We start from the raw sequence: 20435 nt of genomic DNA on the forward strand, positions 1-20435 counted from the left end.
ATGAGTTGGCAGAGGTCAAAACTACCAGCAAACGCACAATAAACCGAGTTCAAGGTGCATCTACTGGTAGTGATTACTCAAAGCAAGTTCTCGAACGCCTGCTCAAGTGTCTCAGACTCGAACGAACCCAGGTACACCGCCGTCACCGCCTCGGACTTGTGTCCCATCGCCTCGCTGATGATGCCGGTTGCTACTCCACTCTGCTTCAAGCTGGTCGCGAACGAATGGCGGGCAACGTAGGTAGTCAGCGGCGTGTCGATTCCAACCGTCGCGGCCAGGGTTTTCAGGTCCTTGTTCACCTGCCCAAGCACTTTGTGAAGCCGGTTCTTGATCTGCGTGGTCGTGATGTGCTGATCGCGTCGCAGAATCGGAAACACGTAGCTCATCGGTCCGTCGTGGGTGAGCAGGCGGTAGAACTCCACAATGGCTGCGGCTGGGGGTAGCAACTTCATGACGAACTTGCCACCTGTCTTCTGCCGTTCGTAGCGTAGCCGCAGGGTTTTCCCTTCCGCGTCGGCGGCTGTCAGGTTCGACCACCGGAGCTGTGCGAGGTCCACGAAGTTGATACCGCCGCAGTAGAACGAGAACAGGAACACGTCTTTCGCGAGGCGAAGCCGTTCGGTAGAGGGATGATGCTGTTCCAGCTTCCGCACGGCATCGCGGCTGACGGCTCGTTTTTGCGTGGTCACGTCGAACTTCCCGATGCTGAACTTGTGCTTGTCGGCTGCATTTCGCGCAAAGGGGTAGTGTTCGAGCTTCGCATCACCGTTCGCAATGGCTTTGTTCAGCACGGCGCGCAACGTGCGAAAGCGCAACGACAGGGTAATCTCGCGGATGCCGGATGCGCGTAGTACCGTTTCCCACCGGTTACAGAACGCCACGGTCACCCTCTCGAAGGCGATGTCGTCGGCGTGGTACTCGTCGCGGATGAACTTCAGGAGCTGGTTACGCAGGTCACGATAGACGCTGGCGTTGCCGACCTGGTTGGTCTTCATCAGCTCGTCAACGACCTCCTGGGTAAATTCCAGCACCTTCACCCGTCGCAGCTGTTTGCGTTCCTCAGCGGCGCGGGAAAGTACGTCGTCGGCTTCGTGCCGTTCGTCGGCGTCCGCCAGTGCGCCCGCGGCATCGGAGAACTTCTGTACCCACTTGTCGAGCTTCTGGATCAACTCACTTCGGTACGGCTCGGGGTAGTTGCGCCGAATCTCCTGCTTGTCGTGGTTCCAGTACTTCGGGTGCAACGACAAGCCGGTGGCGCGGGTAACCTGCTTGCGGTTCTTGATGATCCGGACGTAAAAGGGGTGTGAACCGTCGGCGAGCGTTTTTCCGGTCTTGTAGAACACCTTGACGCTAGCGCGTCCTTCCTTGTGGTCAGTGGTTTTACTCATGGTCGTAACCGCTGCCGACGGGGCAAACAGCGGGGCAAACAAGTGTTGCCGACCAGGGGTAAAGCAGTCTGTCGTAGATGTGCAAAAGTGCGTTTCCAGTGCGTAGACGCAGATCCAGGAGTAGCTCAGTTGGTAGAGCATCAGCTTCCCAAGCTGAGGGTCGCGAGTTCGAGCCTCGTTTCCCGCTCACTTAGAATCAGCCACTTAGACACAGGTCTGAGTGGCTGATTTGCTTTTGGGTGAAACAACTGGGCTACTGGAGTCCCGTGGTTTTTCACTGTCTACTCTGATGACTGCTGCCACCCTCCAGAACCTGCTGGCTTGGTTTGCTACCTCGTCAATTCTACAACCCGACGTCGTCAGACCGAAGAAGCATCTACGTAACCTGATGATGCGCCCCCGCCCACAACTGAGCTTCGGCCCGGGCTGCATGACCTGGCTAATGGTGAACTGGCGGCACCAGCTCTTCGCCGACAACTGTTTGCCCTGCACTGGTTCTTAGCGCATCAGGTCGAAGCCGGAACAGGAAGTGGCACAGCTCGGCGTGCTGAAAGTGTGCGGCCACGGAGCCGGGCCCGGCGGCGTTGGTGAAGAGTTTTCCCAGGCTCAGGGTTTGCCGAACGCCCACCCGTACCGGCCCGCGTTGCGCCTCCACGCCCAGCACGGCCCCGTAGTCCATACCGGTGAAGCCGGCCGTTCTGCGGGCCAGGCTCTCACCATCGCGCCCGGCCCGCAAGAGTACGCCGGCTTGGGCACCAGTCTGCACCCGGCAGGTGTTGCTCACGCGCCCGACGTAAAGCAGCGGCACCGTCAGATAATCCAGGCGGTAGCTCTCGGGGCTGGCGCTGGGGCTGGGGGTGCCCGTAAAGCCCAGGCGCGAATACAAGACCTCCGCCTGAATGGCGGAAAAGTGCGTCAGCTGCACCTGGCCACATAGCCCGGCGTGAACATCATGGCGGTCCTGGCGGTTGATGCGGGTTGTTTCGCCCCGCAGGCCGTCCAGATTATAGCCGCCTTTCAGCCCGGCCCGGAAAACGGACGCCGTAGCGGGCAGCTCACCAGCGTTGGCGGCAGCCGGAAGCTGGGCGAAGGCAGCAGGCGCACCAAACCCGACGAGCCCGAGGGCCAGTAGTAGCTTTAGCAGCTTGGCTTGGACCAGCACCTGTTGCTGAATGTGCTGCCGGGCGCTTAACTTGGTGCGGGTACGCCGCAGGTCACTGAGGTAATTGGCCGAAAGGTGCAGCTTTTCCGCCAGCTCCTGCACGCTGGGCAGGCCATGCTCCGCTAAGTCGTCCGTGCGGGGCGACTACCTGCGCCACGGCGCGTTGGGCCTCGGCCGCGCGGGTCACGTCCTGCCGTACCGTCGTCGGGTGGCATTGGCTACTACTTCTTAACTACTTCGCGCAACAACTCATGACCACGATTTAGCAGTCATGGCCTAACCCTACCACCTCATCTTCGCGCTGCTCTTCACTAAACCAATACAAAATACTATGGCAAAATTTATAATTTTATAGTAATAATTTCAGTACCTTTATGCATCAATGATGAGTTTGCCCTTCCCTTGCCCTCAAGAAAAAACTTATAGTTTGAGCATTTTGCATGCGTTTTAGCATTATCAGTTCCTGTATTATTCCGTGGGGGGGAAGTGAGGAATTATGGGCAGAAGCCGCCCTTGCCCTGCGAGCGGGAGGGCACCAGGTCACTATTCTGAAGACGGCCTTTGATGCCCAGCATCCGCGGATCCAACAGCTACGGGCAGCTGGCTGCCAAGTGGTCGGACTAGGGGCCGCGCCCACCTTGGCAGACCGGCTACTCAACCGGGTGCTGCCCACGCACCGGCAATGGACTGCTGGCGCAAGTCAGCTGGCGCAGCTTCGGCAGCATCTGCAGCAGCAACAGCCGCACTTGGTGGTGGTGGCGCAAGGCTCGAATTTCGACGGCATCGGGTTTGCCGATGCTTGCCGCAGCGCCAATCAACCCTTCGTGCTGGTATCGCAGAAAGCGGCCGAAATCTTCTTTCCGCCGGTGCACCAGCGGGCGGCGGCCCGCCTGGCCTACGACGCTGCCCGGCACTGCTACTTCGTCGCCCGCCACAATCTGGCTGTAACCCAGCACCAACTGGGCTTGACGCTGCCCCGCGCCAGCGTCGTTCCGAACCCGTTCAATGTACCGCACGCGGGGGAATTGCCCTGGCCGGCCTCTGCGCCCGTGGTACGGCTGGCCTGCGTGGCCCGGCTGGAGGTGCTGGACAAGGGGCAGGATATCCTGCTGCAGGTGCTGGCGCTGCCCAAGTGGCGGCAGCGCCCCCTGCACGTTTCCTTTTTTGGGAGTGGTGGCGACGAGCCGGCCTTGCGCGACATGGCCGAACTGCTCGGCCTGCATGGGCGCGTGACCTGGGCGGGCCAGGTGCCGGATATCACCACCGTTTGGGCTACGCATCACGCCCTGGTGCTGTCGTCGCGCTACGAGGGGCTGCCGCTGGCCCTGGTCGAAGCCATGCTCTGTGGGCGGCCAGCCATTGCCACGGCGGCCGGCGGCACCGCCGAGCTGCTCCACGACAATGAAACGGGCTTTGTGGCCGGGGCCGCCACCGTGGCGGCCCTCGACGAAGCCCTAGAGCGCGCCTGGCTTCGCTGCGCCGACTGGCCTAGCATTGGCCGGCGCGCCGCCGCCGAGGCCCGGGCCTATGTTCCGCCCAACCCGGGCGAGTTGCTTAGTCAGCACCTGCTGCAGCTCATTGAGAACTAGCGCGTAACTGTGCTTTCCCACTTTACAAAGTTTGTTTTTACATGCAACGCGGCCTGGTTTCTGTTATCATTCCGACGTACAACCGGGCTCATCTGCTGGCCGACGCTATCCGCAGCGTCCTGGCCCAGGACTACCCACACAAGCAGATTATCGTCGTCGACGATGGCTCCCAGGACAATACCCGGCAGCTGGTAAGCGGCTTTGCGGAAGTAGAATACATTTACCAACCCAATCAGGGCCAGGCAGCGGCCCGCAACGCCGGCCTGCGCCATTGCCAGGGCGAGTACGTGGCTTCGCTTGATTCGGACGATATCTGGGACCCTGGCTTTTTGAGCAGCGGCCTCGAGCAACTGCGGCCCGAACTGAGCTTGGTGTTTATGAACTGGCGGGCCGACAGCGGACACAACGGCTTGGAGAGCTTTTTTCGCCAAGCAGCAGCGCAGCAGCTCTACCTCACGCGGGCCGTTGGCGACTGGTGGCACCTCAATTCGGCCCAAACGCGGCGCATGATGCTGGAAACCTGCCCGGCCCCTTCCTCGGCACTCATTATCCGACGCAGCGTGATGCCGGGCGGCTGGAATGAGCAGATGCTTATTGCCGACGATTGGTGTCTGCTGCTCGATATAGTGATGCAGCAGCCCGCCGCCGCGGCCTTCACGCTGACTCCCCACTGGCTGAAGCGAATTCACGGGGAGAATATCTACGACGGGCGCAACTACGTGGCGGTGGCGCAGGAGTTGAACTTTCACGACGAGCCTTTGCTCCTGGAGCGTCATCGGGCCCGGTTGCAACGCTCCGAAGTACTTATTTTACGTCAGCGGCAAGCTCAGCATTACGTTGAGTACGCGTACAAAAGCTACAAGCACGCCGAGAAAAAGGCCATGCTGCGCCACATGGTCAAGGCCTTTAGCATAGCGCCGGTGGCGACTGGCCGCCGCATCGTGCTGGCGCTGGCCGACTACCTCCGAAACCAGTATACCAAAGGCTAGGCGCCGACCTTATGCAGCAGCTGCCGCGCTTTACTCCACAGCACCGCCGAGGCCGCACCCCACAGGTGCAGCCGCTGCCAGCTGTGCAGGCCGAACAACGCGCCGTGCAGCCCCAGCACCCAGGCATCGGAGGGAAAGCGCCAGACCTGCCCCAGCAGCAGGACCAGCGGGTAGTACACCTCGTAGTACTCGTTGAGCAGGATGTGCTGGCCGGCCTGGGGCTGCGCCACCACTACCGGCTGCTGCCACACACGGGCGCGCAGGTACGTCAGGCCGCCGTACAGGGCCAGCGCCAGGTAGGCCAGCGGCTGCCGGCCCAGGTACAGCAGCAAGCCCAGGCCTACTGCTTCCAGCAGCAGAGCGCCCAGGGCCAGGCGGTGGCCTGCCCGTGCGCCCCACTGCACCACAAAGGTGCGCACGCCCGCCTGCGCGTCGTTGGCCGCGTCGCCCAGCTGATGCCACAGGATATTGCGCAGTCCGCAGCCCAGCGCCCACGCGCCCACGGCCACCAGCCAGGGCCCCGAGGGTGCCACGCCCGCCCACTGACTAACCACCGTGGCCGTCAGCAGCTGCGGAAACAGGTGGGCGCCGGCGGCATCGGCCAGCAGCCCCCAGCTTCCGCGCACCTTGAGGCGCACCGGCGGCAGCGAGTACAGCGAGTACGTCACCCAGGCGCCCAGGTACAGGCCGGCCGTCCAGGGGCTGAGCTGCCAGAAATACCCCCCGATGATGAGGCCTACGGCGGCGCAGCCGGCCAGCACCAGCGCCACCACCCCGCCCGACTGCCGGGCCAGGCGGTTGGACTTGCCCGCAGCGGCATCATCGGCCCGGTCGGTCCAGTCATTCAGCACGCTGACGTAGATGGCCCCCACCGTGAAGGCGAGCAGCAGCAGCAGCAGCCGGGGCAGCAGCGGCGCTAACGGGACCCGCGCCAGAGCCGCCGTGGCGTAGGCCGTGGCCAGAATGGGGGCGAACTTGTAGGCCCACCACTCGCTGGCGCGCGTCATCGACAGCAAAGCCCCGGAATTCTGCGGCCAGGCCAGCCCCGGTTCTTGTGGCATGTAGGATCGGGAAAACAGAAGCCCGGCGTTGGCAACTTCAACTCAAATGAAAGAAACAATCTACACTTCCCAGTCGCCCCTAAGCACGCCGCGGGTATTCCTGCAGGCGGTGCGGGCCGATTTGGGAGTGGTATACCGCATCGGCTGGCAGCTGTTCGTGCGCAACCTCAAGGTGCAGGTGCGCCAAAGTCTGCTGGGCTACGCCTGGCTGGTGCTGCCGCCGCTGGTCACCGGGCTGGTGTGGGTGCTGCTGGGCCACAGCCGGGTGCTGAACGTGGCCTCGAGCGACGTGCCTTACCCGGCCTTCGTGCTGGCCGGCGTATTTCTGTGGCAGGGCTTCGTGGAGGCCCTCAACTGCCCCTTGCAGCAGCTATCCGGCGCCAAAGCCACCCTGGCGAAAGTGCGCGTGCCGCACGAGGCCTACGTGGCGGCCGGCGCGGCCGTGGTGGTGTTCAACAGCCTGCTGCGGCTGGGCGTGCTGCTGGGCCTGATGCTCTGGTTCGGAGTGCCGCTGACGGGTACGCTGGCCCTGGTGCCGCTGGGCCTGGCGGCACTGCTGGGGCTGGGCCTGGCCTTGGGCTGGCTGCTGGCGCTGCTGGGGCTGCTGTACGCCGACGTGGCCCAGGGCCTGCCCGTGGCCCTGAACCTGTGGTTTCTGATTACGCCCGTGGTGTATTCGCCGCCCGCCGCCTTTGCCAAGTGGCTCAACCTCAACCCCGTGACGCCGCTGCTCACCACCACCCGCCACTGGCTGCTGGCCGGGCCGGCGGCTCCGGCGCCCGGCTTCGGGCTGGTGGCCGGGCTCAGCGGTATTCTCTTCCTGCTCACCTGGCTGACCTACCGACTGGCCCAGCCTCACCTCATTGCCCGCCTCTGATGCGCCACTATATCCGTCCGCTGCTGGCCCGGTACGCCCCCGCTTCGCTGAAGCGGCTGGCGCGGCGCGGGCAGCAGCAGCTCCGGCAGCTGCGCCACGGCCGGCCCGTGCCGCCCTGCTTGTTCGTATTCGGTGGCCGCCCCGCCCCCTGGCCTGAGCTGGGCCGCGAGCTATACGCCCGCGAACCGGCTTTCCGCGCCACCGTCGACGCCTGTGAGCAGTTCACCACCCAGGAGCTTGCCGGGCCTTCCCTGCGGGCGCACTTTACCGGCGCGGCGGGGCCGGATTTCTTCGCTGACGAGCCGCGCCTGCTGCACGCCAGCGTGGTGCTGCAGCTGGCCCTGGTGGATATGTGGCGGGCCCGGGGCGTGCAGCCCGATGCCGCGCTGGGCATTAGCCTCGGGGAAATTGCCGCCGTGTACGCCTGCGGCGGCCTGAGCCTTCCCGACGCCCTGCGGGTAAGCGCCAGCTGCTACGCCCTCGGCCAGCGCACGACACCCACCCACGGGGTGCTGCTGGTGCAAGGCAGTGAGGCGGCGCTGGCCGAGCTAACGCCCGCCAGCCCGGTGGAGCTGACGCTGCTGCTGGTGCGGGATGCGGCCAGCCTCCTGGTGCTTTGCCGTTTCGACGAGCTGGCCCAGGGCCAGGCCTACTTGTCGGCCCACGGCCTACCCAGCCAGGTGGTGAGCGACCAGCCCATCCGGCCCTACCACACGCTGCTGCCGGCGCACCTGGCCGCCATGCGCCGGCCCCTGGCCGAGCTGCAGCCGCTGCCCCTGGCCCGGCCCTGCTACCTGACCACGCGGGGCAGTCGAGTGGCGGCCGGCACCGTACTGAGTGCGGAGTACTGGCTGGCGGTGTTTCAGCACGCGGTGCAGCTGCCCGGCACCCTGGCCAGCGCCCTGACCGATGGCCACCAGCTGCTGCTGCCGATGGGCAGCCACCCGTTTCCGTTCTATAGTAGCGAGGAGCTTACGGCCCGGCTGGGGGCGGCCCAGCTGCTGCCCGCCCTGCAAGCCGGCCAGTCTGAATGGGCCGTGGTGGAAGCCAACCTCGCCCAGCTGCAGCGGCAGCGCGTGGTGGGGGCGGCCGGGGCACCCCGCCGGGAGCTGACCTACGCCGAGTTTACGGCGCAGTTCCGGCTGCTGGACCCCGGTTTTACCAACGACCTTACGCCCGGGTTTGCCTATCTGCGGCGGCAGGGCCCGCTGCATTTCCTGGCCGCCGAAAACAGCTGGCTGGTGGTCGACGCGGACCTCATTAACGAGGTGCTGCGCGAGCCGCTGGTGTATTCCAGCAGCCCCAACGGCCCCATCGACGCGCTGCTCTCGGGGGCCGACCCGCCCCTGCACACCGACATCCGGGGCCTGATACAACCCTACTTTTCGCCCAAGAAGCTGGGGGCGCTGGCCGAGTTTGCCAACGACGGCATCACAGGGCTGGGCGCCACGCTGCTGGCCAGGGGTGCGTTCGACTTCGTGAATGACTTCGCTCTGCCGCTGACCCAGGAAATGAGCGGCGAGCTGCTGGGCCTCAGCGCGGCCGAGCGCCAGGAGCTGAGCAGCCGCCTGCCCAGCCACCTCTACCAGTTCGAGTACTTCAACGTGCTGACTACGTTCTTTCAGGAGTGCTTCGAGCAGCGGCAGCCCGCGGCCGAGCCGCTGCTGCTCGACCAGCTGGTGACGCACTGGCGGGCCGGCCGGTTTTCGCTCACCGACGCGGTGGACCTGGCCAAAACCGTCTGGCTGGCCGGCCTCACCACCACCAGCATGCTTATGAGCAGCGCCGCCTACCACCTGCTCGCCCGCCCCGAGGTGGCCGAGCAGCTGCGGGCCGACCCCGCCCTGGTGCCCGCCTTCGTGGAAGAAATCCTGCGCCTGGAGTCGCCCCTGCATACCTTTCCCCGACGCACTACCCAGCCCGTTACGCTAGGCGGCCAGGCCCTGCCCGCCGAGGCCTTGGTGCTCTGCTGCGTGGCGGCGGCCAACCGCGACCCGGCGCGCTTCCCCGAGCCCGAAGTGCTAAACCTGCAGCGCAAGCCCACGCGCCACCTCGCATTCGGGGGCGGCGTGCACGCCTGCATCGGGGCGCACCTGGCCCGGCTACAGGCCCGGCTGATGGTGCAGTGGCTGCTGGCCCAGGGCCCGCACCTGCGCCTGGCCGATGCCCGCGCCCTGCCCGAATACCTGCCTTCGCAAATCCTGCGGGTGCTGCACCGCCTGCCGCTGCTGGCCTCGCCCGTTCCCGCCGCGCCCCATGACTGACGCTGCTGCCGTGGTTACGGTGCGTAACCTGTCCAAGAAATTCTGCACCCAACTCCGTACCTCGCTCTGGTATGGGCTGCGCGACATTGCCGCCGAAGCCTGGCCGGGCGCCGGGCCCGCGCCGGGCCTGCGCCGGGCCGAGTTCTGGAGCCTGCAGGATCTGTCGTTTGAGCTGCGCCGGGGCGAGGCCTTGGCCATCATCGGGGCCAACGGGGCGGGCAAAAGCACCCTGCTCAAGCTGCTCAACGGCCTGATCAAGCCCGATGCCGGCTCGATCCATCTACGGGGCCGGGTGGGCGCCCTCATCGAGCTGGGCGCGGGCCTCGACCCGGTGCTGACCGGCCGCGAAAATATCTTTATGCGGGCCGCGCTGCTGGGCGTGGGCCGAACCCAGGTGCTGCCACTGCTGCCGGCCATCATCGAGTTTACGGGCTTGGGTGCGGCCATCGAAATGCCCGTGCAGTTTTACAGCTCGGGCATGGTGGCGCGCCTGGCCTACGCCGTGGCCGCCCACCTGCACCCCGACGTGCTGCTGGTGGACGAAGTGCTGGCCGTGGGCGACATCGATTTTCAACGCAAGTGCATCCACCACATGATGGGCTACCTGGCGGCGGGCGGCTCGCTCATCCTGGTGTCGCACCAGCCGCACCACATGCAGGCGGTGTGCCAGCGCGGGCTAGTGCTGGAGAAGGGCCGGCTGGCCTTCGAGGGCACCACCACCGAGGCCCTGGACTATTACTTCTCCCACCAGGCGGGGCCGGGCTCCCCGGACGGCCTGCCGGAACGGACCACGCCCACCCTGAGCGAGGCGCACCCGGTCGTTTTCGAAAACCTTACGCTGAGCGGGCCCGGAGCGGTTATTCAGTCCGGCGACGATGTGCTCGTTACCATCACCTACCAGGCTCTGCGGCCGGTGCCCAGCGTTGTGTGGGGCTTCTTCATCTATACCTGCGATGGGAGTACCTGCATCACAGCTGCTTATCCGCCGGAGCCCACGATGCTGGCCCCCGGGCGGCACCAGCTCAGCTGCCGCCTGCGCGGCCTGCCCCTCACGGCCGGCGACTACCTAGTGAAATCGGCCATTTCCGATTTTGAGAGCCGGCAGTCTATTGCGCTCTGGGGCTGGGAGGACGCGCCCAGCCGCCTGCACGTGGAGGACGAGCCCAGCGTCACGAAAAACATCCATAAAATGCTCCAGCAGCTCGTTACGGTCGACGTGGAATGGAACTAGCTACTCCCCAAGTCCAGCCGGTAGAAGCGCCCCGGCTGGCCGAAGCCATTGCCCAGGGCCTCGATTACCTGCACCAGCACCAATATCCCAACGGGGAGTTTTGCAGCTACTTCGCGCCCGATGCCCCCATGCAGGAGTGGTGCGTGCCCGACAGCTGCATCTTCCCCACGGCCCTCATTGCCAGCAGCCTGCTCTTCCTGACTGACCACGCCCCGGCCGAGGAAATGCTCACGCGCACGACCGGCTTTCTGGAGTACCACATGAACCGCGGCGGCCTGTGGCACCACTTCACCGGGCTGCACCCGTTGCGCGGCCCGCTGCCCCTGGATATGGACGACACCGCCTGCGTGTCGGCGCTGCTGCGGGCCCGGGGGGTGAACTGCCCCGTGCCCACCAACGTGCCGCTGCTGCTGGCCAACCGCAACCGGCAGGGCCTGTTCTACACCTGGTTTGTGGCCCGGGGCTGGAACGCCAACCGCACGCACTGGCGCATCACGCTGCCCCGGCTGGCCCGCCCGCTGCGCAACCTCATGCTCTGGCGCAGCGTGGAGGCCGAGCCCGGCGACGTGGACCCGATGGTCAACGCCAACGCGCTCTACTACCTCGGCGACCGGCCCGAAACGCAGCCCGTCATTGCCTGGCTACTGCGCCTCATTGCCGAACACCGGGAAGCCGGCTGCGACAAGTGGTACCCCGACCCGCACATGGTGTACTACTTCCTGTCCCGCAACTACTTCCGCGGCATCACGAAGCTGGAGCCGGCCCGGCAGCCCGTCATCGACCGGATTGTGGCCGCCGCCCGGCCCGACGGCCGCCTGGGCGAGACCGTGCTGGATACCGCCCTGGCCATCTGCACCCTGCTCAACTGGGGCGCGCAGCCGCCGGAGCTACGGCCCGCCGTGCAGTACCTGCTCGGCGCCCAGCGGCCGCACGGCGACTGGCCGCGCTGGCTGGTGTACTACGGCGGCCCCAAAAAGCTGGTCGGCTGGGGCTCCGAGGAAATGACCACTGCCTTTTGCCTCGAAGCCCTGGCCCGCTATCAGAACACAATCAGCTAAGCTGCTATGACTTTACTACGTACTCAGCCAACCATTGCCCCTCCCTCAACCGACCTGCGGCAGCACAGCGAGAAAATCGACGTGCTGCGCGGAGTGGCCATACTCCTGGTATTCACCACTCATTGCCTGGTGGCCATCTTTGGGATGTACGACTTGCTCGATTTCAGCCCGTACGGACTTTGGATAAATATCAGCCGGTTTTCGCCAAGCAGAGTGGTGCTGAATTTGACGCCCTGGGCCATGGGCGCGCATGGGGTGACGCTGTTCCTGGTTATTTCAGGCTTCCTCATTCACTGGGGCTTTCTGAAAAGCGGCGCTTCCTTTCGGCTTAGCGAGTTCTTCAACAAACGGTTCTGGCGCATTTATCCGCCTTACTTAGTGTCGCTGGTGGTGTTCAGCCTCAGCTTGGGCACGGGCGGCCTGTTCAGTCTGCTTACCCATCTGACGCTCACCCATAACCTTTTCAACCCCACCCTTCATAGCATCAACGGCTCTTACTGGTCGTTGGGGCTGGAAGTACAGTTTTACCTGCTCTATCCGGTCTTTTTGCTGTTGCGCCGCTGGCTGGGCGTGGAGCGGACCACACTGGCGGTGGCGGGGTGCGCGGTCCTTGCGGTGGTACTGTTGATAAGTTTTCAGGTCCGCTCACCCATTCTGTGGCTTTCCCCGCCCGCCCTCTGGCTCAACTGGGTAATTGGGGCTTGGTTTGCCGAGCGGTTTTTCCGGGGCCAGCGCGTTTTCACGCGCCACCCCGCCTACCTGGTGGGCTTCTACGTGCTGCTCACTCTCTCGAAGCTGACGTTGATTTACTGGGTACTGGGCCGCTTGCTGTTCAGTCTGTTTTTCGTGTACGTGATGGACTGGTACTTGCACCAGAAAGCACCGGTCACGGCAACAGGCAGGGCACTGACCAGGCTCACGGCGCGGATAGGCCTGTATAGCTATAGCATCTACCTGTTTCACCATCCCTTTCTGCAGCAGATTATTAACTTCTTCAGTTTCGGGCAGAAGAACAAGCTGGTGCTGTGTCTGGCCGTGGTGCTGACCTTTGGCCTCATGTTCGTCGTCGCCCACTTCAGCTACCACTGGCTGGAGCTGCCGGCCATCCGATTGGGCAAGAAGCTGTACGCCCGATGGTCAGGCTCCCATCAAGTAAGCAAGACCAGCTAGGCGGGGCCACCGACTTCCTGCCGTAATACCCCCCTGCGCTGCCTGCATGCTGTTTAACTCCTTCCAATTCCTGGTTTTTTTCCCGGTCGTCACCGCGTTGTTCTTCGTGCTGCCGCACCGGTTTCGGTGGGTGCTGCTGCTCGGGGCCAGCTGCGTGTTTTACATGGCCTTCGTGCCGGCCTACATTCTCATCCTGCTCCTGACCATCGTCATCGACTACGGGGCCGGGCTGCTGATTGAAGGCGCGCAGGGGCCCCGGCGCAGGCTTTACCTGGCCTTGAGCCTGGGGGCCAACCTGGGCGTGCTGGGCGTGTTCAAGTACTACAATTTCTTCGCCGGCACCGCCAACGCGCTGCTGCACTGGGGTGGCAGCCCGGCGGCGCTGCCGCTGCTGAGCCTGCTGCTGCCCATTGGCCTCTCGTTTCACACCTTTCAGGCCATGAGCTACACCATCGAGGTGTACCGCGGGCGGCAGCGGGCCGAGCGGCACTTCGGCCTGTATGCGCTGTACGTGCTGTTTTACCCCCAGCTGGTGGCCGGACCCATCGAGCGGCCGCAGAACATGCTGCCCCAGTTTCGCCAGCGCCAGTATTTCGACTACGACCGGGTGGTGAGCGGGCTGCGCCTGATGGCCTGGGGCCTGTTCAAGAAAATGGTCATTGCCGACCGCCTGGCCCGGCTGGTCAACGAGGTGTACGACGCGCCCACCCACTACCGGGGCCTGCCGCTGCTGGTGGCCACCGTATTCTTTTCCGTCCAGATCTACTGCGACTTTTCGGGCTACTCGGATATTGCCCGCGGCAGTGCCCGCGTGATGGGCTTCGAGCTGATGCAGAACTTCGACCGGCCGTATTTCGCCCGCAGCCTGCCGGAGTTCTGGCGCCGCTGGCACATTTCCCTCTCGACCTGGTTTCGGGACTACCTCTACATTCCGCTGGGCGGCAACCGGGTGGCGCTGCCGCGCGCCTGCCTCAACCTGTTTATCGTGTTTCTCGTCAGCGGCCTGTGGCACGGGGCCAACTGGACGTTCCTCATCTGGGGGGCCCTGCACGGGGCCTACCTGGTAGTGGGTATGCTCACCCGCAACGCCCGCCAGCAGCTGACGGAGCGCCTGCCGCTGCTGGGCAGCCCGGTGCTCAACGTGGCGCTGACATACGCGCTGGTGACCTTCGCCTGGATTTTCTTCCGCGCCAACTCCCTGCCCGACGCCCTCTACGTCATCCGGCACCTCTTCGACCCGAGCGAAGCGCTGCGCGAGGGCGCCCTCTCCCACGGGCTGGGCGCCGTGAAGGTGTTCTACCAGCGCTACGAGTGGCTGGCCCTGGCCGGGGCCCTGCTGGCGCTGGCGCTGGTGGAAACTGCGCAGGCGCGGGTGGCCGTGGGCGGCTGGGTGGCCCGGCAGCCCACACCGGTACGCTGGGCGCTGTACTACGGCGTCGTACTGTGCATCGCCCTGCTCAGCCCCATGGAGCGCGTGCAGTTCATCTACTTCCAGTTTTAACGCGCCCCGATGCCGACCGCTCCGCCCGCCCCCACGCTCCGGCTGCCCACGCGCGGCGTGGGCAAGCTGCTGCTCAAAGCCTTTCTGCTGACGTTGCCCTTCAGCACGGTGGTGGCAAGTTATCTGGTGCTGGACCCGTTTCAGGTGCTCTATCACTACGACGCCTTTGCCACGCAGGTCATTCCGAACCGGGACTACTTCAGCACCCAGACGTTTGTGAACAACTACCCGCGGCATCCTTACCGGTCCTTTATTCTGGGCAACTCCCGCACGCTGGGCTTCGCGGTGAGCGACTGGGTGAACTACACCCACGACCCGCTCAGCTTCCACTACGACGCGCTGGCCGAGTCGCTGTTTGGCGTGTGGAAGAAGCTGCAATTCCTGGAAAACCAGGGCGTCCGGCCCAGGCACGTGCTCATCGTCTGCGACGCGCAGCTGCTCGCCCAAACCCGGGACGTCGACTCGCACCTGTTTCGCAAGGACCCGCGCCTGACGGGGGAACTGCCTTTTCGCTTTCAGCTGTCGTTTTTCCGGGCCTACCTCGCCCGCTTCTTCTTCTGGCACTACTGGAAGCTGAAGCTGACGGGGCAGGTGACGCCGGGCATGGAGGATTTGTTCAACACCCGGGGCGGGGGCGTTGCGCCCGTGACCAACGACATGCTCCTGACCGAGGTGGAGCAGCAGATTGCCGCCGACTCCGTGGGTTTTTACGCGCACAACCCGGGCCTGCCGCCGCGCCCGGCCCGGCCCCCGGTCAGCCCGGCGGTTATCGGCCCCGAAGCCCGGCAGCAGCTCGAAGCCATCCGGGCCATTCTGGTGCGCCACCGTACCGACTACCATTTCGTCATCAGCCCGTTGTATTCGCAGGAAGCCCTTAACCCCGCCGACCTGGCCTACCTGGTGCAGACCTTTGGGCGGGAGCGTATTCACAATTTCAGCGGCGTAAACGAACTGACCAGGTACCCCGGCCACTATTACGAAGCCTCGCACTACCGCCCGCTGGTGGGCCGCAAAATCATGCGGCTGATTTACGCCCAGGATTCGACGGCCCTCGGGTCGGGGCAAAGGGCCGGCAACTGAAGGCCAAACTGCCCGGGCCGCCGGTGTGGGTGTGGTGGGCCTGCACTACGCGCAGCTCGCCCGCCAGCACGCCCACCAGCAGGCAGTCCTCAGCAGCTACCTCGCCCCGGTAGCGCCGGTCGCCGCGGCAGGTAGCCAGCACGTCGACGAAGGGATTCAGCTGTTTGCCAGTCATGGGGAAGATGCTTGCGCCGCTCGGCCGCCGCTACCAGCAGCGCTTTGTCGACGGCAAAGGTAGGGGGCCAGCCCGCCCGGCTACTTTGCTCAGAAGGCCAAAATTGCTTTGCTCAGCGGCCCACCCGCCCCGAAGCCGCCCGGCGTTGTAATGGTCGTAAGCCCCGGAGTTGGCCGCTCCGCCGCGCGGCGCTGGGCTTCAGCAGGCTCCCGCCCGCCCCGGATAGGACGGCGCCGAAGCGGTGCTGTTGGCTAAACGGGAAAAGTTAGGTTGATTTGCTCCTGAGCAAGCCAATCGAACGGGCGTCCAGCAGCGCCGGGTTTAGCTTCACTCCCCGGCATGACGTTCCGTTTTGTTGCGACGCCCGATTTCGACTTTCTGACCCAGTTTGCCCAGCACCTGCAGGTGCCCGTGCACGACGGCCAGGTATCCTTGCCTGAGCACCTGGGCCGGGGCTACGTGCGCAAGCTGCAGTTCGGGGTTGATTTCAAGCTCACCGTGCACCGCTACGAGCTGCGCGAAGACCTCGTCATCCAGCGCCAGGCGGCCGGCGGCGGCAGTGAGCAGATTACCATCTTCTTCTACAACAACGAGCAGCCGCTGGACATTGCCTTCGCCAACCACCCGCAGGTGCGGTTTTCGCAGCGCGACGAGTCGGCCGTGCAGCTCACCTCCAACGACCTGAGCTCCACCATCCGCTTTCCGGCCCGGCAGGCGGTGCACTACCTGGTGGTGGCCCTCAAGACGCCGCGCCTGAAGGCGCTGCTGGCCGGCAACGAGCCCCACCCGGTGCTCAGCGCCCTGACGGCCGATGGGGGCTCTTTCCTGTTCTTCGAAAGCCTGTCGGCCGAAGCCAAGCTGCTGCTCAAGAACATCACGGAGGTCAACCAGCACGACGGGCTGAGCCATTTCTACGTCCAGGTGAAAGTGCAGGAGCTGCTTTACCTGGTGTTTCGCAAGCTGCTGCTGCGCGAGTCGGCCCCGCACCAGCCCATCAACAGCGCCGACGCGGAGCGGCTGCTGCAGGTGCACGAGCAGCTGCTCACCGACCTGAGCACGCCGCCGGTGCTGCGCGAGCTGGCCCAACAGGCAGCCATGAGCGAAACCAAGCTCAAGCAGCTCTTCAAGCAGACCTTCGGCAGCTCGGTGTACACCTACTTCCAGCAGGCCCGCATGAAGGAAGCGGCGTTTCTGCTGAAGCAGGGGCAGCGTTCCGTGGCCGAGGTGGGCTACGCGCTGGGCTTTTCGAACCTGAGCCATTTCAGCCGGCTGTTCGAGAAGCACTACGGCCTCAACCCCAAGCGCTACGCGCAGTCGTGAGGGCGCGCTAGCCGAGGTAGTTCGGCGGAAACACTTGCTGCCCGTGCTCCCGGGCCAGGGCCTGGATGCGCTGAATGGCTTCCGCATCCAGCGGGGGCGGCGGCAGAAACTGGCCTACCGCCACCGGCTGGCCGATGTGCTGAAAAAACTCTTCCAGCCCCGCCGGCACCACCGTGCACAGCAGCCGGGCCGGCCGGTCGCTCTTGTTCTTGAAGCCGTGCACCACCCCGCCCTTCGGAATGCGGACGAAGGCGCCGGCGGTGGCCACGGACGTGCCGAACTCCGACCTGAACTCCACTTCGCCCTCGACCACGAAGAAGGTTTCCTCGATGTCGGCGTGGGCGTGGGGGCCGGGGCCGCCGCCGGGCGGCACCAGCATATCGATGGTGGCGTAGGCGCCGGCCGTATCCTTGCCCGCAGCCAGAATGCGGTAGTTGCTGCCCATGACGGCCAGAGCCTGGCCCTGGGCGGGCGCCAGAATGGTGGGGGCTGGTTGATGCGTGTCCATTGTCGTGTGGCTAAAAGTGTGCAGCAAAGGTGGGCCGCCGCGCCCCCCGGCGCCACTCCGAAGCGGCGCAAAAACAGTCCGATCGGGCAGCGCATTTCGCCGCCCGATCGGACTGTTTTTGCGCCGTTTTGCGCTACCGCCCGCAGCGGTTGCCCCTCCACCTTTGCCAGGCAACAACCACCCCGCGGCAGCCCCAAACGGGTTGTCCCCCCACAGGCGAAGCGCGGGCCTGGCTTGCTGCGGTATTCACCAAAACCAACAACGCCATGCGTAAAGTATTGTACGACCGGTTCGGCAATGAGCAGGTCCTGATGGTGCGCGAGCAGCCCACCCCCACCATTGCCCAAAACCAGCTGCTGATTCAGGTTAAAGCCGCTTCCATCAACCCCCTGGACTGGAAAATTTACCGCGGCGAGATGAAGCTCCTGTCGGGCTCGACGTTTCCCAAAGGCGTCGGCATCGACTTTGCCGGCATTGTGGCGCAGGTGGGCGCCGGCGTCACGGACTACCGGGCCGGCGACGCCGTATTTGGCTTCCTGGAGGTATTCAAGGGCGGCGCGCTGGCCGATTACGTGGTAGTCACCGAAACGGCCATTGCGCCCAAACCGGCCAGCATTTCGTTTGACCAGGCCGCCGTTCTGCCGGTCACCGGCCTGGCGGCCCTGCAGATTGTCGACGAGCTGGCCGCCGTGGGCCCGGGCCAGGAGGTGCTCATCAACGGGGCCAGCGGCGGCGTGGGCCTGTTTGCCATCCAGCGGGCCAAGCAGCGCGGGGCCCGCGTCACGGCCGTAGCCGGCCCGGCGGGCGTAGAGCGCGCCACCCAAATGGGGGCCGATGCGGTGGTTGATTACACGAAGCAAGCCATCAGCCAGCTGGCGCAGCGGTTCGACGCCATCATCGACCTGTCGGACAAGCTGACCTTTGCCGAGGCCCGACAACTGCTGAAGTCGCGGGGCACCTTTGTCAGCATGCTGCCCTCGCCGCTGGGGCTGGTGCAGGCGTTTCTCCACAACCTGTTCTCGGGCCAGAAACACCGGATTCTTATCCTGAAGCCCACCGCGGCGGGGCTCCGCACCCTGGCAGATCTGGCCGAGCACCAGTTGCAAATCCCGGTGGAAAAGGCGTATGAACTGGCCAACGTGCGGCAGGCCTACCAGGAAACCAGCCAGGGCAAGGTGAAAGGCAAGGCGGTGGTCGTGCTGGCCTAAGCCGGGCGCGTGGGGCCCCGGCCAGGTGGGCGGGCCGGCGCCACAGCCGCCTCAGCTTTGCGCCGTGGGGCGCACCACTAGTTCATTCACGTCCACGTCGGCCGGCTGCGCCATGGCAAAAGCAATGGCGCGGGCAATGGCCTCGGGCGCAAGGCCGATTTCGCCCATGCGCGCGGTAATCTGGGCCCGGACGGCCGGGTCGGGCATCGAGCCGGCCAGGTTGGTTTGCACGAAGCCCGGCGAGATGCCCGTTACCCGCAGGTGCGGGCCCGCCTCCTGCCGCAGCCCCTCGGTGAGGGTGCGGGCGGCGTTTTTGGTGGCCGCGTACACCGCCATGGTGGGTACCACGCTCAGGCCGGCCGTCGAGAGTACGTTCACGAAATGCCCGCTTTGCTGCTGCCGGAACACGGGTAGCGCCGCGGCAATGGCGTAGAGCAAGCCTTTCAGGTTCACGTCAATCATGGCCTCCCAGTCGTCCACCTGCCCTTCGTCCAGCAGCGAGATGGGCGCAATGCCCGCGTTGCTGACGACCACGTCGAGCCGGCCGTAGTGCGACCGGGCCAGCTGCACCAGCGCCGCCACCTCGGCCCGCCGCCCCACGTCGGTAGCCGCGTACACGGCCTGCCCGCCCGCCGCTACGATGCGGTGCTGCAGGGCCTGCAGGGGCGCGGTGCGGCGGGCGCCCAGCACCAGTTTGGCCCCGCGCTCAGCCAGCAGCAGGGCCGTAGCCTCGCCGATGCCGCTGCTGGCCCCGGTGAGCAGAATGACTTTACCAGCAATGCCGTTTTCCATAATGCCTGACGTTTGCGTTGAGAATGATATCCAACGCAAAGGTCGGCGCCCGGTGGGGCGGCCAAGGTATGCCAATCAAGCCACGGCTTATGAAAGTGACGTCACCGGCTGGGCGGCCTGACGGCGGTAGTGCGCGGGCGTATGGCCCGTGTGCTTTTTGAAAAAGGCGTGGAAGTTGGCCGTGTGCCCAAAGCCCAGGCCGTAGGCAATATCGGCCACGCTCCAGTTGCTGTGTTGCAGCAGGGCCTGGGCTTCCTGCACCAGCCGCCCGGCCAGGTGCGCGGTGGTGCTGTGGCCGGTGGCAGCCTTCAGGGCCTTGTTCAGATGGTTGGGATGCACCCCCAGCTGCCGGGCAAACTCCGCGGCGGTTTTGAGCACCAGCGGCTGCGCGGGCGAAAGCAGCGGAAACTGCTGCCCCAGCAAATCCAGAAACTGCGCCTGCAGCCGCTGCGCCGCCGGCACCGGGGCCGAAGCCGTCGGCAGCAGCCGCACCGATTCGTGCAGCAGCAACTGCACGTAGTTGCGCAGCACCTCGTACTTGTGCGCGTAGGACGAAGGCAGCTCGGCCAGTATCTGCTCGAACAGATAGCGGAGTCGCTGCACCGTGGCGGCGAGTGGAAATAGTACCGGCACAGCGCCCACCCGAAACAGCGGGGAGTGTGCCAGGGTGGCCGTGCGCAGCTGCGGCGTGCTAAACTCCTCCGTAAACAGGCACGCGAAGCCCGTTTCGTCGCCCCCCGTCCGCTCCCAGGCGTAGGGAATCTGCGGGTTCACGAAAATCAGGGCGCAGCCTTGCACGCGCACGCGCTGGTCGGCGTAGGACAGGATGCCCTCGGCCCCGCACAGCAGCTTTAACTTGTAGAAGTCGCGCCGCACGTGCGGGTAAAAGTCCGGGGCGGCCGGGGCCTCGATGCGGTACGCCGTAACCAGCCCCGTCGCGGGTTCTCCCCGGCCGTACGCGCGGTAATAGTCTGCAATGGCTTCAAAGGTCGGCATCAGGTGAATGTATGGATTTCACGCCATAAGGCCTGATAAGGTGGGCTTGGCAGTAGTTACGATTAA

The 20435-nt window shown here is 65.1% G+C and carries 18 protein-coding genes; 11 read left to right on the forward strand and 7 right to left on the reverse strand.

What is annotated here, in order from left to right; translation table 11 throughout:
- Window positions 1–77: 77 nt before the first annotated feature.
- Window positions 78–1430, reverse strand: coding sequence for a site-specific integrase (locus EJV47_RS00610; protein WP_207895805.1), 1353 nt, complete (start codon window positions 1428–1430; stop codon window positions 78–80).
- Between the two features lie 397 nt (window positions 1431–1827).
- Entirely contained in the window at window positions 1828–2652 is an 825-nt protein-coding gene (locus tag EJV47_RS00620; protein WP_126691200.1) for an outer membrane beta-barrel protein, read from the reverse strand.
- 536 nt (window positions 2653–3188) lie between these two features.
- On the opposite strand from EJV47_RS00620, the gene EJV47_RS00625 reads away from it, so the two are divergent.
- Together EJV47_RS00625 and EJV47_RS00630 are read left to right on the forward strand one after the other, a co-directional pair.
- The gene (locus EJV47_RS00625; RefSeq protein WP_341539240.1) at window positions 3189–4139 is read left to right on the forward strand and encodes a glycosyltransferase; all 951 of its coding nucleotides are present in this window, start codon (window positions 3189–3191) and stop codon (window positions 4137–4139) included.
- Between the two features lie 41 nt (window positions 4140–4180).
- Window positions 4181–5128: a glycosyltransferase family 2 protein gene (locus EJV47_RS00630; RefSeq protein ID WP_126691202.1), complete on the forward strand. Its 948-nt coding sequence runs from the start codon at window positions 4181–4183 to the stop codon at window positions 5126–5128.
- Here the strand turns inward: EJV47_RS00630 and EJV47_RS00635 are convergent.
- On the reverse strand, window positions 5125–6189 hold the full coding sequence (locus tag EJV47_RS00635) for a UbiA family prenyltransferase (protein WP_126691203.1): 1065 nt from the start codon (window positions 6187–6189) through the stop codon (window positions 5125–5127). The two genes, EJV47_RS00630 and EJV47_RS00635, sit on opposite strands and share 4 nt — an antisense overlap.
- A gap of 46 nt (window positions 6190–6235) precedes the next feature.
- Between EJV47_RS00635 and EJV47_RS00640 the strand changes: the two genes are divergently transcribed.
- The 7 genes from EJV47_RS00640 to EJV47_RS00670 are packed head-to-tail and all read left to right on the forward strand — an operon-like array spanning window position 6236 to window position 15370.
- Window positions 6236–7066, forward strand: coding sequence for an ABC transporter permease (locus EJV47_RS00640; protein ID WP_126691204.1), 831 nt, complete (start codon window positions 6236–6238; stop codon window positions 7064–7066).
- Entirely contained in the window at window positions 7066–9330 is a 2265-nt protein-coding gene (locus EJV47_RS00645) for a cytochrome P450 (protein ID WP_126691205.1), read from the forward strand. Before EJV47_RS00640 ends, EJV47_RS00645 begins: the two co-directional genes overlap by 1 nt.
- Complete coding sequence (locus tag EJV47_RS00650) at window positions 9323–10561, forward strand: ABC transporter ATP-binding protein (protein WP_165903561.1); 1239 nt, start codon at window positions 9323–9325, stop codon at window positions 10559–10561. Before EJV47_RS00645 ends, EJV47_RS00650 begins: the two co-directional genes overlap by 8 nt.
- Window positions 10552–11619, forward strand: coding sequence for a hypothetical protein (locus EJV47_RS00655; protein ID WP_126691207.1), 1068 nt, complete (start codon window positions 10552–10554; stop codon window positions 11617–11619). The genes EJV47_RS00650 and EJV47_RS00655 overlap by 10 nt, the downstream gene beginning before the upstream one ends.
- A 6-nt stretch (window positions 11620–11625) precedes the next feature.
- Entirely contained in the window at window positions 11626–12789 is a 1164-nt protein-coding gene (locus tag EJV47_RS00660; RefSeq protein ID WP_126691208.1) for an acyltransferase family protein, read from the forward strand.
- A gap of 46 nt (window positions 12790–12835) precedes the next feature.
- Complete coding sequence (locus tag EJV47_RS00665; protein WP_126691209.1) at window positions 12836–14290, forward strand: MBOAT family O-acyltransferase; 1455 nt, start codon at window positions 12836–12838, stop codon at window positions 14288–14290.
- Window positions 14291–14299: 9 nt separating this feature from the next.
- Window positions 14300–15370, forward strand: coding sequence for a hypothetical protein (locus tag EJV47_RS00670; protein ID WP_126691210.1), 1071 nt, complete (start codon window positions 14300–14302; stop codon window positions 15368–15370).
- On the opposite strand, the gene EJV47_RS00675 is transcribed toward EJV47_RS00670, so the two are convergent.
- Window positions 15306–15545, reverse strand: coding sequence for a hypothetical protein (locus EJV47_RS00675; protein WP_126691211.1), 240 nt, complete (start codon window positions 15543–15545; stop codon window positions 15306–15308). The two genes, EJV47_RS00670 and EJV47_RS00675, sit on opposite strands and share 65 nt — an antisense overlap.
- A gap of 339 nt (window positions 15546–15884) precedes the next feature.
- Here EJV47_RS00675 and EJV47_RS00680 point away from each other — a divergent pair, with 339 nt between their 5' ends.
- Window positions 15885–16865, forward strand: coding sequence for a helix-turn-helix transcriptional regulator (locus EJV47_RS00680; protein ID WP_126691212.1), 981 nt, complete (start codon window positions 15885–15887; stop codon window positions 16863–16865).
- Between the two features lie 7 nt (window positions 16866–16872).
- On the opposite strand, the gene EJV47_RS00685 is transcribed toward EJV47_RS00680, so the two are convergent.
- Window positions 16873–17373, reverse strand: coding sequence for a cupin domain-containing protein (locus tag EJV47_RS00685; RefSeq protein ID WP_126691213.1), 501 nt, complete (start codon window positions 17371–17373; stop codon window positions 16873–16875).
- A 266-nt stretch (window positions 17374–17639) separates the two neighbouring features.
- Between EJV47_RS00685 and EJV47_RS00690 the strand changes: the two genes are divergently transcribed.
- The gene (locus EJV47_RS00690) at window positions 17640–18581 is read left to right on the forward strand and encodes an NAD(P)-dependent alcohol dehydrogenase (protein WP_126691214.1); all 942 of its coding nucleotides are present in this window, start codon (window positions 17640–17642) and stop codon (window positions 18579–18581) included.
- Between the two features lie 51 nt (window positions 18582–18632).
- On the opposite strand, the gene EJV47_RS00695 is transcribed toward EJV47_RS00690, so the two are convergent.
- Window positions 18633–19373: an SDR family oxidoreductase gene (locus tag EJV47_RS00695; RefSeq protein ID WP_126691215.1), complete on the reverse strand. Its 741-nt coding sequence runs from the start codon at window positions 19371–19373 to the stop codon at window positions 18633–18635.
- Window positions 19374–19460: 87 nt separating this feature from the next.
- Window positions 19461–20369 (reverse strand): helix-turn-helix domain-containing protein, encoded by a 909-nt coding sequence (locus EJV47_RS00700; RefSeq protein WP_126691216.1) that lies wholly within the window; start codon window positions 20367–20369, stop codon window positions 19461–19463.
- Window positions 20370–20435 lie beyond the last annotated feature (66 nt).

It is taken from the genome of Hymenobacter gummosus (assembly GCF_003970915.1).
Taxonomy (GTDB): domain Bacteria; phylum Bacteroidota; class Bacteroidia; order Cytophagales; family Hymenobacteraceae; genus Solirubrum; species Solirubrum gummosum.

Coding starts and splice junctions, on each gene's coding strand:
- EJV47_RS00665 (WP_126691209.1), top strand. CDS start 12,836: ATGCTGTTTAACTCCTTCCAATTCCTGGTTTTTTTCCCGGTCGTCACC.
- EJV47_RS00655 (WP_126691207.1), top strand. CDS start 10,552: ATGGAACTAGCTACTCCCCAAGTCCAGCCGGTAGAAGCGCCCCGGCTG.
- EJV47_RS00660 (WP_126691208.1), top strand. CDS start 11,626: ATGACTTTACTACGTACTCAGCCAACCATTGCCCCTCCCTCAACCGAC.
- EJV47_RS00680 (WP_126691212.1), top strand. CDS start 15,885: ATGACGTTCCGTTTTGTTGCGACGCCCGATTTCGACTTTCTGACCCAG.
- EJV47_RS00635 (WP_126691203.1), bottom strand. CDS start 6,189: ATGCCACAAGAACCGGGGCTGGCCTGGCCGCAGAATTCCGGGGCTTTG.
- EJV47_RS00695 (WP_126691215.1), bottom strand. CDS start 19,373: ATGGAAAACGGCATTGCTGGTAAAGTCATTCTGCTCACCGGGGCCAGC.
- EJV47_RS00670 (WP_126691210.1), top strand. CDS start 14,300: ATGCCGACCGCTCCGCCCGCCCCCACGCTCCGGCTGCCCACGCGCGGC.
- EJV47_RS00685 (WP_126691213.1), bottom strand. CDS start 17,373: ATGGACACGCATCAACCAGCCCCCACCATTCTGGCGCCCGCCCAGGGC.
- EJV47_RS00675 (WP_126691211.1), bottom strand. CDS start 15,545: ATGACTGGCAAACAGCTGAATCCCTTCGTCGACGTGCTGGCTACCTGC.
- EJV47_RS00690 (WP_126691214.1), top strand. CDS start 17,640: ATGCGTAAAGTATTGTACGACCGGTTCGGCAATGAGCAGGTCCTGATG.
- EJV47_RS00700 (WP_126691216.1), bottom strand. CDS start 20,369: ATGCCGACCTTTGAAGCCATTGCAGACTATTACCGCGCGTACGGCCGG.
- EJV47_RS00650 (WP_165903561.1), top strand. CDS start 9,323: ATGACTGACGCTGCTGCCGTGGTTACGGTGCGTAACCTGTCCAAGAAA.
- EJV47_RS00630 (WP_126691202.1), top strand. CDS start 4,181: ATGCAACGCGGCCTGGTTTCTGTTATCATTCCGACGTACAACCGGGCT.
- EJV47_RS00645 (WP_126691205.1), top strand. CDS start 7,066: ATGCGCCACTATATCCGTCCGCTGCTGGCCCGGTACGCCCCCGCTTCG.
- EJV47_RS00640 (WP_126691204.1), top strand. CDS start 6,236: ATGAAAGAAACAATCTACACTTCCCAGTCGCCCCTAAGCACGCCGCGG.